The 13988-nt window shown below is 41.6% G+C and carries 11 protein-coding genes; 4 read left to right on the top strand and 7 right to left on the bottom strand.

The genetic code is table 11. The features are described 5' to 3' along the window. Positions 1–30 precede the first annotated feature (30 nt). The 7 genes from IQ264_RS11640 to IQ264_RS11670 all read right to left on the bottom strand — a co-directional run bounded on the left by IQ264_RS11640 (position 31) and on the right by IQ264_RS11670 (position 8247). Complete coding sequence (locus IQ264_RS11640; RefSeq protein ID WP_193980945.1) at positions 31–1206, bottom strand: murein transglycosylase A; 1176 nt, start codon at positions 1204–1206, stop codon at positions 31–33. A gap of 3 nt (positions 1207–1209) precedes the next feature. After that, positions 1210–1464: a hypothetical protein gene (locus IQ264_RS11645; RefSeq protein ID WP_193980946.1), complete on the bottom strand. Its 255-nt coding sequence runs from the start codon at positions 1462–1464 to the stop codon at positions 1210–1212. A gap of 95 nt (positions 1465–1559) precedes the next feature. Further along, positions 1560–2441: a hypothetical protein gene (locus tag IQ264_RS11650; protein WP_322744666.1), complete on the bottom strand. Its 882-nt coding sequence runs from the start codon at positions 2439–2441 to the stop codon at positions 1560–1562. Between the two features lie 906 nt (positions 2442–3347). After that, a complete protein-coding gene (locus tag IQ264_RS11655; RefSeq protein WP_193980947.1) occupies positions 3348–3719 on the bottom strand; it encodes a Mo-dependent nitrogenase C-terminal domain-containing protein in 372 nt (123 codons plus the stop codon). A 573-nt stretch (positions 3720–4292) separates the two neighbouring features. Further along, the gene (locus IQ264_RS11660) at positions 4293–6062 is read right to left on the bottom strand and encodes a ribonuclease J (RefSeq protein WP_193980948.1); all 1770 of its coding nucleotides are present in this window, start codon (positions 6060–6062) and stop codon (positions 4293–4295) included. Positions 6063–6272: 210 nt separating this feature from the next. Next, positions 6273–7157 carry a 4-hydroxy-tetrahydrodipicolinate synthase gene (dapA, locus tag IQ264_RS11665; RefSeq protein WP_193980949.1) on the bottom strand — a complete coding sequence of 295 codons (885 nt, stop codon included), beginning with the start codon at positions 7155–7157 and terminating at the stop codon, positions 6273–6275. Positions 7158–7197: 40 nt separating this feature from the next. Further along, positions 7198–8247 carry an aspartate-semialdehyde dehydrogenase gene (locus IQ264_RS11670; RefSeq protein ID WP_193980950.1) on the bottom strand — a complete coding sequence of 350 codons (1050 nt, stop codon included), beginning with the start codon at positions 8245–8247 and terminating at the stop codon, positions 7198–7200. 637 nt (positions 8248–8884) lie between these two features. On the opposite strand from IQ264_RS11670, the gene tig reads away from it, so the two are divergent. The 4 genes from tig to IQ264_RS11690 all read left to right on the top strand — a co-directional run bounded on the left by tig (position 8885) and on the right by IQ264_RS11690 (position 13962). Next, a complete protein-coding gene (tig, locus tag IQ264_RS11675; RefSeq protein ID WP_193980951.1) occupies positions 8885–10321 on the top strand; it encodes a trigger factor in 1437 nt (478 codons plus the stop codon). A gap of 658 nt (positions 10322–10979) precedes the next feature. After that, entirely contained in the window at positions 10980–11624 is a 645-nt protein-coding gene (clpP, locus tag IQ264_RS11680) for an ATP-dependent Clp endopeptidase proteolytic subunit ClpP (protein ID WP_265583030.1), read from the top strand. Positions 11625–11633: 9 nt separating this feature from the next. Beyond that, on the top strand, positions 11634–12989 hold the full coding sequence (gene clpX / locus IQ264_RS11685; RefSeq protein WP_193980953.1) for an ATP-dependent protease ATP-binding subunit ClpX: 1356 nt from the start codon (positions 11634–11636) through the stop codon (positions 12987–12989). 109 nt (positions 12990–13098) lie between these two features. After that, positions 13099–13962 (top strand): alpha/beta fold hydrolase, encoded by an 864-nt coding sequence (locus tag IQ264_RS11690; protein WP_193980954.1) that lies wholly within the window; start codon positions 13099–13101, stop codon positions 13960–13962. Positions 13963–13988: the final 26 nt, after the last annotated feature.

Below are 13988 nucleotides of genomic sequence, written 5' to 3' on the forward strand. Positions count from 1 at the left end.
CTGCCCCCCTGCCCCAGTCCCCATTCACCTTCACTCTTTGAGCAACAAATAATAAAGTTGCCCGTTACTCTTCATTACGCCTGCTCGATCGCCAGCTAATTGACCAGTTCCCATAAACACATCCACCCGACCTGCGCCTTTAATTGCACTTCCAGCATCTTGATCCAGAACAAAGCGGCTGACTTGGCGAAACTCCATGCCACCTCTGCCATCAGGAAAGGGTAGGGAAGTGTGAATCAAGGCTAAAGCACCGGGAGGCATTAAATTTTTATCGGTAGCGATCGATCTTTCCGCCGTCACTGGTACGTTAGTGTAGCCCGTTGCTGGCGCACCACCACTGTCCCGGAAGAACACAAACGGGTTATAGCGGGGGATATAAACGCTCAATTCTTGGGGATTACGGTGAAAATAATCGATCATTACGGGCATAGATAACCCTGAAAGCGGTAATTTGCCATCTTTCGCCAGTTCTCTACCGACACTGACGTAAGGATGCTCAGTTTTACCTGCATAGCCAACACTCATGATTCTGCCATCGGGTAATTGCAAACGGGCAGAACCTTGAATATGAATCAGAAAAGCCTCTAAGCGATCGCGCAACCAAGCTATTTCTAACCCTTGCAATCGCCCTCTAGACCCCTGTAAACCGTCTTTACCTTCCAGTTCCACTCTAGTTGGGTGAGGATGTCGCCAACTCTGGAAATCAGGTGGTAGGCGGTAAATGGGATAGCGGTAAGTTTCATCCGGGGTCAAACTAGCTTGATAGATTGGCTCATAGTAGCCTGTAAATGTCACCGTTCCTCTTCGGTCGTGACCAACAGATTGGTAAAAGACAAATTCTCTATCTACCGCTGCTTGTAATTGTTCTGGGGAATTGGAATTAACTACCAATTGGCGAAACCTTAGCAAACTACGCCGCACCCGATTTAAAGTAATTCCTGGGACGGGATACTTGGCGTAAATTGCTGCTGCTTTAGACGATCGCAAAAATTGCAGGCTATTGTCAATAGAGGTTATTAAAGCTTGTTTATCTCCCCTTTGACCTGGACTACCCCACAAACGATCGTCTAAACCTAATTGTTGCTCCGGTACAGCCCTAATTTTTTGCAGAGGTAAGCTACTGTTAGGGGTAAGCATCGTCGGACTTGGGATTTGAGCAAACACCATGCTCAAACTGAGGGCGAAAGATCCTAGCGTATTAATCATCAATCAAGGTTCTCGGTCAATACTGGATGTGAATATCGGTTCTACTCGAATCGCAAGTATACGGGATGGTCGTACCACCATGTATTCTCCCTGAATGTTTTTAATTGGTACGTTAATAAAGTCATTCGAGGCAGATTTCGGCACCAGTTCCCCGCTGTACCACTTTTGAAAGTCTTGAATTGTCGGGAAACGCACCTCTTCCCTGTGACCACCATCGATTAATAGGTGTACTGCATATTCAGAAGGAGTTCTGGGCATAATAGAAAGCTATTCTCTACAGTATGGAATCATATTATGGGCAAAAGTTGCTCAAAGATCTGACAAAATTTCCAAGAATTGCCCAATCTAACCACTTAAGAAAACAAATTATACCTTGCTAATAGTGCTTCGATCGCACTTGGCAGCATTTGCTCTAGTTCTTTTGCATCTTTAAACGACAATCTTTGGTATTTTGGCAAGTCAAAGGGAAATTGTCCTTTCATTTCCAGTCGTTCCTGATGGGCTAATAAAATCTGTTCGCTACGCTTGCTTTGCAGTGCATAACCCAGTTCTAAGCAAACTTTGGGACTGGGAATTAATTGTGCTGGCGTTCCCTCACCTTCCAGACGAGCGATCGGTGTACTATCAGCAATAAACAACAAACTTTTGCGGATTTTCCGCATGATTATCTCACTCAACCGCAGCGGGCTATCTGTGGGACGCTGTGATTCTACCAGTTTTAATGTTAAACGCGATCGCTCATTCAACTTTTCCACAGTGTTCTGCAATCCTTCCCGTAAAGCTTCACTCGCTGAAGCATATTCTTTTTGATAACACAGAAAGATTGTCGGTTCTAAATCAGCCATCACCGATTGTTTAGCGAAATATATCTCATGGCTGCATAAATCAATATTGGCAATGGCGTAGCCGCCACTACCCTCAATGTAAAATTCTACAGTTTCCCCGTCCAAGTATCTTTCAAACCAAGGCGATCGTTTTACTTCTTGGCTATCTTCCAAAAAATCCGCCCGCAACCCCGACTTTAACAAACTATTCTTACTGAGGCGCAAATCGTGGGGACGTTTCTCCAGTTCTTTTAACGGCTCATACTTCTGAAGATACCAGGCTCTCAGCGCAATAATCGCCATAACACTTAAATTAATACAAATAGCGAAGTTTTCCGACTTATATTTTAAAGTTTTTCCGCCAAACTCGCTTTTAGCCTCTAAAATACTGCTTAAAACAACAACACCCAAGCCTTACTAGTCGAGTGATTTCCTGTAATTGGTAATACTATTTAGAGTTGCATTGCTTTAAAAGTTTACCGATTCTCTCGGCTCACAAGCTAGCTGCATTGCTCTCAGTTAACCAGCTTAGGAAATATCAATGTTCCGGTTGGGTGTTGTTTTCGGACGAGACAGACGTGAATTAAACAGCTCTTTTTTCCTCTTTCTTTACTTAACTAACTTGACACTGGGCTGTTTGATCTGCCAGGGAAGCTTTATTTGCTTCTATTGTTAGACTATCAGCCCTCCCATTAGAGATCAAGTACGTGAAAAGAAACTTTACTTTAATTAGTGTCAATACTCTTATAAATATGATCTTCAATCTGCAAAAGCCATTTCACATAAGACTTATACTTATTTTGGCTAATCCAAATATGTTAACAAACATGGCTAAATTTGACGCTTTGTAAAGTTAATTTACTTTCTTTTCTACCTGAGCAATTCCCAAAACCAAGGAAGAGCTTTTTTGTTAATATCTAAAAAAAACCGCCCTTTCCCAGGCGGGCTAAAAGCGAGGATAAGTATCTAAATTAGTTACTGGTTAGCTAATTTTTATGCCTTAGATTGGTTAATAATTTACTTAGTTAACCAGCAACCAAATTTTATGGCTAGGCGATCGCTAATTCCGACAACTGAACGATCCTCCAATGTTGCTAAGTTAGATGGAACGAAAAGCTAAAATATCTTGTTTCTACTCTGTGTGTGAAGCTAGAGGAAAGCAGAAACTCAAACGGTGACACCTAATAATCTGGCTATTACAGCAACACGATGTTTAAATTAGCAGAGTTTTTAGATTCAGTTGCTTCAACAAGTCGCATCCTTAGCCAAAATTCTCTTTCCTCGTATTATATTTATTCCCATTTTTAGTCGGAATAATTAACAATAGCGCGATACATCTTCTCCACATTCATCAGCTAAGTAACACAAAGCACGAAAGCGTAAGCTAGACACTTCTTCATAAAGCGGATTCAACTTACACAATGGCGGAATGTGAAACAAGGTACGACCAAATAGCTTAACATCGCGTTCAAAAGGACATTGGGCGGGAATCGTTTCACACAAACTATGAGCTAATTCTGGGTCTCGAACATCCATATTGTCGAGTATCAGGCGCAGCGGTTGTAGCAAGTCAAAGCGTTTTCTAGAACTTTGCTTAGAGCTTATGTTTCCAACTGTAACATTTTTTGGATCTGTCCAAATCCAGCTTGTAACCTGACGGTCTTCTATGGTAGACTGAGGTACACTCATTTTTTATAAACTCCTAGCTTCCAAAGAGGTGCATAAAGTCCTCTAGTGGTTGACTACATGATCTCAAATGGTTTTACGGGAATCCCACTCCCATTTGAGTGATTTTTGGCTGGTTAGAATTCCTAAAAACTCCAACGTAGGGATGAGTTGTAGCTTTCGCTTTACACAACTCCATTTGATTGTGCCTAAAATCAGGATGTTTTGCTTCAGTAGAACTAACTAACTTGAATGAAAGTCCGGTTCAGTATATCGGCATTAGAGAAGAGTTGACAACCCACAAAAATAATTTTGAGTAATTGTACTCAATTCTTTTCAATCCCTCAATTTGTTATTGTAGCGTAGCAGAAATGAGTCAATCAGTGGGGGCGGGGTGAGAAAAAACTTTGCTTATCATAACAGAAAAATGCACAACAAAACCCGCCCCTACAAAGCTTTTTTTCCTTCTGCCTTCTGCTGTAAAAAGGCGATTGGTGAATAAGTATAATTACCAAACCCACCAATCACTAACTAGCGAATACCCAAAAAGGAGTATATCTGGAACCAGAATTGCCCCTAGCAAAATTTTCTGGTTTCTTAAGAAGCTACCCTAGCGGTGACGCGACGACGACGACCTGTAGCTTTCGCGGGGGGTGCGTCTGGTGCTTGCAACAGGAAGACTAACAGAGGACGACTTTGAAGTTCGCGGCGCAGCAGTCTAGCAATAGCTTGTTCTATTTGAGCTTGCAAGCCAGTCCAGTCTACTTCTACTTCTCCAGTATCAAAGTTACGGGCAAATTCGCGCCAGCGATCGCTCAACAAGTTTTCAATTGTTTGTTGTACCAATTTTTGCAGTAAGCTTTGCTCAACGGCTGTCACCACCCCGCGTAAATGTACTTCGGGTTTAGCTACTAGTTTGCCATCCCAATCCACAGCAGCGGCGACGGTAACTACACCATCTTCGGCTAATTGCTGCCGTTCTTTGAGAACATTATCGTGAACTACACCAGCACTATCTACCAGTTGTAATCCAGATGGGACTTTACCTGCGATCGCAATACTGTCTTCGGAAAGTTCGACAATATCGCCATTGTCGATAATTACCATATTTTCCGCCGGAATCCCCATACTTTGAGCAGTTTGGGAATGTTTGACTAACATCCGGTGTTCGCCGTGAACTGGTAAAAAGAATTTCGGACGAGTTAAAGCTAACATCAGTTTTTGGTCTTCTTGACAAGCGTGACCAGAAACGTGAATGCCTTTTTCTCTGCCGTAAAGTACATTAGCACCTTGGATCATTAATTTGTCGATCGTATTGACAACTGCGATCGTATTTCCCGGAATCGGATTAGCCGAAAATACTACTGTGTCACCCTTACGGATTTTAATATGAGGATGTTCTTGATTCGCAATTCGAGTCATCGCCGCTAATGGTTCCCCTTGAGATCCAGTAGTCAGAATTAAAACTTGATCGTCGGGTAAATTTCGCGCAACGTGCCAAGGTTGGAGTAAATTATCCTCACATTTGATATAACCTAAATTCCGCGCATGGGCAATCACATTTAACATCGATTTACCCAACACCGAAACAATCCGATTATGCTTTTTCGCTAACTCCAAAACAATATTGACTCGGTGTACTGAAGAAGCAAAAGTTGTCAGCATAATGCGTCCCGGCGCTTGACCAAAAATGCGGTCTAAATTAGGATAAACCGACATTTCTGAAGGTGTTTGACCGGGAACTTCCGAGTTAGTTGAATCACTCACTAAACAGAGAACACCTTTTTCCCCATGTTCCGCTAATCTTTGAAAATCAAACTTTTCTCCGTCTACTGGAGTGTGGTCAATCTTAAAGTCGCCTGTGTGGATAATTACTCCCACTGGGGTATGAATAGCAACTGTAAAACTATCAGCTATTGAGTGAGTATTGCGAATAAATTCCGCAAAAAAGTGAGAACCAATGCGAACAATATCACGAGGTAATACTGTCCTCAATTCCGTTTGTTTAGAAACTCCGGCTTCTTCAAGTTTACCCTGCAATAATGCCATTGCTAAACGGGGGCCATAAATCACCGGAATATCAAATTGTTTCAGGTGATAAGGAATACCGCCAATGTGGTCTTCATGACCGTGTGTAACGATCATGCCTTTAATTTTATGGCGATTTTCCTTCAGATAAGTAGTGTCTGGTAAAACAATATTTACCCCGTGCATTCCATCTGTGGGAAAAGCTAAACCAGCATCTAAAAGGATGATTTCATCATCGTATTCAAAAATGCAGGTATTTTTTCCGATTTCGTGCAATCCCCCCAAAGGAATAATTTTTACTGTTTGGGGTGCTTTTGGAGAATTTGTATCTTTAGTCATTTGCATCCTTTGATTTTAGTAACAAGAAATTTGGTTTTGCTATATGCGGTAATTAGTAATTGGCTAATTTAATCCGAGATTGAATCCTCAATCTAACGCTTAAAAATTGACCAATTCGCTTTACCTGTTAGCCATGAATGGTTGTTTAACTGTCCAGAGTTTTACGGAAATAAGTATTCAATTGTCAAAAATTTGGCTTAGTCATTCCTGTTAAAGTAACGAAAGTTTTTCTAAGGCAATTTTTAATCTGTTAATTTCGTCATTTGATGGTTCACAAAGCGGTGGGCGAACGCTCCCAACATCCCAACCTTTTAATTTTAAAGCTGTTTTTACAAGAATTGGATTTGTGGTGATAAATAGAGACTTAAACAAGGGAAAAAGTTGTAAGTGTACTTTTAATGCTTCGGAAGTTTTACCTACTTCAAAGGCTTGCAGCATTTGTTGAATTTCATTGCCTACTAAATGGCTAGCAACGCTAACTACTCCTGTTCCACCAACTGCTAACAAGGGCAATGTTAGGGAATCATCTCCAGAGTAAATCTCAAATTCTGGTGGGGTAAGTTGGCGAATTTGACTAGCTTGATCCATATTACCGCTGGCTTCTTTAATGGCGACAATATTAGGAATTTCAGCCAAACGAGCTACGGTTTCTGATGCCAAGTTTTGCCCAGTGCGACCGGGTATATTGTAAAGCATTATTGGCAGATCGGGAGAACTTTGAGCGATCGCCTGAAAATGCTGGTAAAGTCCTTCTTGGGGTGGCTTGTTATAGTAAGGAACCACTTGCAAAGAACCATCTATTCCTAGTTTAGCGACTTTTTGGGTGGAAGCGATCGCATCTTTCGTGGAATTAGAACCTGTTCCGGCAATAATTTTCGCTTTTCCAGCTACCGCCTTCTGCACTACCTGAAATAACTCAAACTCCTCATCAAATGTCAACGTCGGAGACTCACCCGTAGTTCCACAAACCACAAAGGCATCTGTACCATTTTCCGCCAAATGTCCTGCTAGTTGCTCTGCAACCGCATAATTTACACTGCCATCTTCCTTAAATGGTGTCACTAAAGCGGTTATTACCCTGCCAAACTTTCCCACACTCTTTTTTCTCCTATTAATTCTCTGCCTAATTATATTTTTAGTGTTTGCCAGAAATAGCTAATTCTGGAGTTGAAGGGGCATTTTCCTTCACCAATAATTCGGCAATTTGTACAGCATTCAAAGCTGCGCCTTTACGAATTTGGTCTCCACTAAGCCACAGTTCTAAACCATTAGGATTAGAAATATCCTGACGAATCCGACCTACTAAAACATCATCTTTACCGCTTGCTTCCATTGGCATCGGGAAATAATTAGCTTGCCAATCTTCCACCAGTTTAACCCCTGGCGACTGACTGAGGATTTCCCTGGCTTTTGCCACTGGAAAAGGTCTAGCAAATTCTAGGTTAATCGCTTCTGAATGCGCCCGAAGTACGGGAACCCGAATACAAGTTGCCGTAATTCGCATTTCTGGATTAGCAAAAATTTTCCTAGTTTCATTAACCATTTTCATTTCTTCTTCACAATACCCCAATTCATTCAACTTGGAGTTATGTGGGAACAAATTAAACGCTAAAGGATAGGGGAAAATTTCTGTTTTTGCCTGTTCACCCTGTAAAATTGCTTGGGCTTGTTCCTTCATTTCTTCCATTGCCCTAGCACCTGCACCGCTAGCAGATTGGTATGTTGATGCTACTATGCGTTGCACTGGTTCTACTTGGTGTAAAGGCCAAACTGCCACTGCCATTAAAATCGTCGTGCAGTTGGGATTGGCAATAATTCCTTTGTGAGTAAATGCTGCTTGAGGATTAACTTCTGGTACTACCAAAGGTACGGTAGGTTCCATGCGAAAGGCGCTGGAATTATCAATTACTACTGCCCCAGCTGCCACTGCTTTATCTGCCCAAACTCTTGAAGTAGAAGCCCCAGCTGATGCTAAGACTATATCCACGTTTTTCAAAGCATCTTCGCTTACTGCTTCCACTGGTAGATTTTCTCCAGCAAACTGGATAGTCTTTCCGGCTGAACGGGGGGAAGCCAATAATTTTAAATCAGCCAGGGGAAACTGACGGCTTGCCAACAATTCTAGAAACTCGGTACCAACTGCTCCTGTTGCGCCTAAAATTGCTACTCGATAGGTTTTTGACAAAGTACATTCCTCCACATTGATGCTAAAAGGTTGAGATTTCGTTAAGTATAAGTTTTACTTGTGACTTTTTCTACAGTTATACAGGTTTTGGGTTTCAGGAATTTTACTGTTCACTTTAACTAGGGTTAGTTACAGACTCTTAACCTATTGGCTGTGTGAGTCACTAAATTGCTTTAGTTCTTGAATGCGATCGATAAATATATCGTTTAGTATTCTGTAATTTAAAAACATATACACTAAAATAATGCAAATTTTACAAAATTTTTGACTTATTGATTAAAGATTAACCTGGGATTTAGCAACAAATGAGTATGCTATATGTACTATCATCAGATACGAACCCAAAACAGAAAAGCACCTCCTCACGCTTGAGGCCCAAGTCAGAACAGACTTATGCTCATCTAGTTTGGCAAATATCCAGATATGCTGCTTACTTGCACCAGCATATCACGGTGTAAGACCTCCGATCGGGAGTAGTCCAAAAGTTGAGAGCAATATAGCCTGCAATAAGAGGCTAAGTTTAAGCTAACAGGCGGTTGCTGGAAAAGCAAGGGCAAGCATTGTTGAAAAAATCAAGTCCTAGCCCCTGTTTTAGCAAGAAAACACTAAATGTCAGTTATTCGGAACCGGAAAATTCATGAAAGTTACCCAGGAAAAGCTTCCCGCTAGCCAGATAGGTCTGGAAATAGAAATTCCCCCTGAAATGTCCAAAAAAGCTTACGAGCAGGTTATACAAGACTTAGCTCGTACTGCCAACATCCCTGGGTTTCGCAAAGGCAAAGTACCCCGCCAAATACTTATGCAACGCTTTGGTACAGCGCGACTCAAAGCAGCTGCTTTGGAAGATGTGATTCGCGATGGTGTACAACAAGCTGTCAAGCAAGAGAACATTAATGCCATTGGGGAATTTTATCTCAATACTTCCCAAGAGGAATTAGTGCAAAATTTTAACCCAGGAGAAGCTTTAACAATATCTGTGAAGGTGGATGTGCCACCGGAGGTTAAACTCAACCAATATACTGGTTTAGATGTTAAGGCTGAAGAAGTCAAGTATGACCCAGAGCAAGTCGATCGATTTTTGGCAGAACGCCAAAAGGAAAATGCTACTCTAATTCCTGTAGAAGGTAGAGTCGCCCAAAAAGGAGATGTAGCTGTAGTAGATTTTAAAGGTCGGATAGTGAGTGAAGAGGAGGGCGGCGAAGAAACTCCGATTCCTGGTGGTGAAGCTGAGGACTTTCAAGTAGAACTAGCTGAAGGAAGGTTTATTGAAGGTTTTGTCGATGGCATTGAGGGGATGAATCCTGGAGAAACCAAAGAGATTTCGGTAACATTTCCCCAAGATTATCCACAACAAGATTTAGCAGGTAAGCCAGCTGTCTTTACGATTACCCTCAAAGAACTGAAAGAGAAAGAGTTACGGGAACTTAATGATGACTTTGCTCAAGAAATCAGTGAGTTTCAAACTTTGGCAGAGTTAAGAGAAAGTTTGGAAAAGCGGTTTCAAGAGACAGCGCAAAGTAAAACAGATGCTAACAAAACGGAAGCTATTCTCAAAGAACTGCAAAAGCAGGTAGAAGTAGATTTGCCAGAAACGCTGATTCAGCAGGAAGTTGATGCTATGCTGACTCAGACGGCGATTCGGCTGAGTAATCAAGGAGTTGATGTCAAAAAACTGTTTACTCAGGATATGGTGACGCAAATGCGACAAGCATCGCGTGGTGATGCGATCGATCGTTTGAAGCGTTCTTTAGCTCTCAAAGAAGTAGCAAAACTAGAATCTATTCAGCTAGAACCTGCTGCTATTGAAGCCAAAATTCAAGAGTTAACCAAAGAGTTTGCTGACGATAATATCGATCCAGAAAGACTCCGAGAATTTGTTGAAGAAGACTTACTGAAAGATAAAATTATTACCTGGTTGACAGAACATTCTAATCTTGAGCTAGTACCGGAAGGTACATTGAAAGCCAGCACTACAGAAGCAACTGAGTCAGCAACGGAAACAATAGATACTCCAGAAGTAACCGAGTCAACAACAGAAGCTACCTCAGAATCAACATCCAGCACTGCGGAATAATTAATGCACTGCATGGGTACTAGTGCAAGAAGGCAGAAGGCAGAAGGGAAGAAGGTTTTTATATTCAGCTTTCTAGCTGTTTTCATCTGCTCAATCATTTCTGCCGTGCTGCACTAGAGGGAATACATAATTTATTAACGCAAGTTGCTAGTTACAAATATGGAATCTAAAACACTTAAGCTCATAACTAGCAACTTGAGTTATTAGATTCTTTGAGTATAATTATCACTAGTCAATTGATCTTAATTAAAATTAATTAAAGTTTGGATCGATCGCCGATCGTCCTGAGTTGACCAATACCTTAAAATTAATATTGAAAATCAGCAAAAATTTGATAAGTCTTGCAGATATTTTTACCTAACTTAACTAAAGCAGCGTGGCAGAAAGAACTATACAGTTAAAAACAAGAAAACAAGCTTTGTCCAAACATTCTCTCCTTGAAGCCTGGGAGCCTTCTGGTACTAGAGGTAGAGCAATGGAAAAGAAAAACTGTAATGAAATAGCCAAAAATTAGTGTTATTCGATATAACGGATATAGATACTTATTCACTTAGCAATCTAAGTTAACAAAACTCATTGCTAGCCCTCACCCATAAATCATCTTTTTATGGTTTCATCAGACTATCCCATCTACTCGTCGTTTTCCAGCTTGCACCTTATGGAAATTCCCCACCACAGCCCAAAGAATATGCTCCCAATGGTAGTAGAACAAACTGGCATGGGGGAGAGGGCTTATGATATCTACTCCCGTCTGTTGCGGGAAAGAATAGTGTTTCTGGGTACACAAGTTGACGATGATGTAGCAGACTCCTTAGTAGCTCAATTGCTATTCTTGGATGCTGAAGACCCAGAAAAAGACATTCAACTGTATATCAACTCTCCAGGAGGTTCAGTGACAGCAGGGATGGCAATCTACGATACTATGCAGCAGATTCGCCCCGATATAGTCACTATATGTTATGGCTTAGCCGCTAGTATGGGAGCGTTTTTGCTCACTGCGGGAACTCGTGGTAAACGAATGTCTCTGCCTAACTCGCGGATTATGATTCACCAGCCATTGGGTGGTGCCCAAGGTCAAGCAGTGGACATTGAGATTCAGGCCAAAGAAATTCTTTATCATAAACGTAAACTAAATGAGTTATTGGCCTATCATACGGGGCAACCTCTAGATAAAGTAGAAGTAGATACCGATCGCGATTTCTTCATGTCAGCAGCTGAAGCTAAAGACTACGGTCTGATCGATCAGGTAATTACCAAACAAAACATCCCCCTGTCGGGGAACGCCGTTACCACACTCAAATAAGAGGCAGTTATGTCTAAATACGACTCCCATTTAAAATGTTCCTTTTGTGGCAAGTCTCAGGAGCAAGTACGCAAACTGATTGCTGGGCCGGGAGTCTATATCTGTGATGAATGTGTTGACCTGTGTAACGAAATATTGGAAGAGGAGTTGTTGGATACAAATCCTGCAACTCCTCAACCAACCAACAGGCAAGAACAACCACAGAAGCGGCGTTCCCGCTCGGCTCAACTTTCCTTGCATCAAATTCCCAAACCCAGAGAAATTAAGAAGTATTTAGATGAATATGTAATCGGTCAGAATGAAGCTAAGAAAGTGCTATCGGTAGCTGTCTATAACCATTACAAGCGTCTCAGCTTTATTCAGTCGAAAAACAGCGGTAAAGTCAGCCCAGACGACACTGTAGAATTACAAAAATCAAACATTTTGTTGATGGGGCCAACTGGCTGTGGTAAAACATTGTTGGCGCAAACCCTAGCAACCATGCTTGATGTGCCATTTGCGGTAGCAGATGCGACAACTCTGACAGAAGCGGGTTACGTTGGGGAAGATGTGGAAAATATCTTACTCCGGTTGCTTCAGGTGGCAGATTTTGATGTGGAAGAAGCCCAAAGAGGGATTATCTACATCGATGAAATTGACAAGATTGCCCGCAAGAGCGAAAACCCTTCGATTACTAGAGATGTTTCTGGGGAAGGGGTACAACAAGCTTTACTGAAAATGCTGGAAGGAACGGTAGCTAATGTTCCGCCCCAAGGTGGACGCAAACACCCCTACCAAGACTGTATCCAACTCGATACCAGCAATATCCTGTTTATCTGCGGTGGTGCGTTCGTTGGTTTAGAAAAGATTATCGAACAACGCATTGGTAAACGCAGCTTTATGGGATTTGAGGTTGACCTTAATGGAGCGGAGATTAGTAAACCAAGGGAAAAGAGAACGGCTGATCTTTTGAAGCATTTGGAACCGGATGATTTGGTGAAGTTTGGCATGATTCCAGAGTTTATCGGTCGGGTGCCTGTGGTGGGAATGGTTGAGCCGTTGGATGAGGAAAGCTTGACGGTAATTTTAACTGAGCCTCGGAATGCTTTAGTGAAGCAGTACCAAAAACTGCTGAAGATGGATAATGTCCAATTAGAGTTTAAACCAGATGCGGTGAGAGCGATCGCGCAAGAAGCTTATCGTCGCAAAACTGGTGCCAGAGCATTACGAGGAATCGTCGAAGAGATTATGCTGGATGTCATGTACGAATTACCTTCCCGGAAAGATGTCACTCGCTGCATGATAACCAAGGAAATGGTAGAAAAACGCTCTACTGCCGAACTCTTGTTACATCCTTCCTCTTTACCAAAACCAGAATCAGCGTAAAATGGTCGTTGGTAGTGGGTAGTTGGTAGGAACAAATTCAATCTACATAACTACCTATTTAGTGAAAACGAATGACCATTAATTAATGACTAATGATTACAGATGACCAATGCCATTAATTGAAATTCGTGGTGTCGAGCATTTTTACGAATGGATTCGCAGTGAAACTGGTAAAACAAAACCAGTAATGGTTTTTGTTCACGGTTGGGCGGGTTCTGGTAGATATTGGGAAAGTACGGCGCAAGCTTTAGTAGATGATTTTGATTGTTTGCTTTATGATTTGCGTGGTTTTGGTCGTTCCCGGTTGCCTTTATTGCAAGTAGAAGATGCAGCTACTTTGACTTATGAATTAGAAGAATATGCGGAAGATTTAGCTGCATTATTAGATGCTTTTCAATTAGAAAAAGTTTACCTTAATGCTCACTCAATGGGGGCTTCGGTAGCTACGCTGTTTTTAAATTTGTATCCCCAGCGCGTGGAAAGGGCAATTTTAACTTGTAGCGGCATTTTTGAGTATGACGAAAAAGCTTTTGCTGCTTTTCATAAATTTGGTGGTTATGTAGTGAAAGTTCGTCCCCGCTGGTTAGGAAAAATTCCTTTTGTGGATAAACTTTTCATGAAGCGATTTTTATATCGTCCCTTAGCAACGTCGATTAGTCGAGCTTTTTTAGAAGATTTTCTCACCGCAGATTATGAGGCGGCTTTAGGAACTATTTTTACTTCTGTGAGTAAGGAAGCGTCGGAAGTAATGCCGCAAGAATTTGCTAAATTAACAGTGCCAACTTTGTTAGTTTCGGGTGAATTTGACCAAATTATTCCCGCAGAAATGGGACGACAAGCAGCAAATTTAAGCGATCGGGTTGAGTATGTTTTAATTCCGAAAACTGCTCATTTTCCGATGTTAGAAGATAGGGAAACTTATTTGCAAAAGGTGAGAAAGTTTTTAGGAATTGCTGAAGAAGTAACGGCTTAATCATTATTATGATGCTCCTCAATTTG

The organism is [Phormidium] sp. LEGE 05292 (genome assembly GCF_015207735.1).
Classification (GTDB): Bacteria; Cyanobacteriota; Cyanobacteriia; order Cyanobacteriales; family Aerosakkonemataceae; genus Floridanema.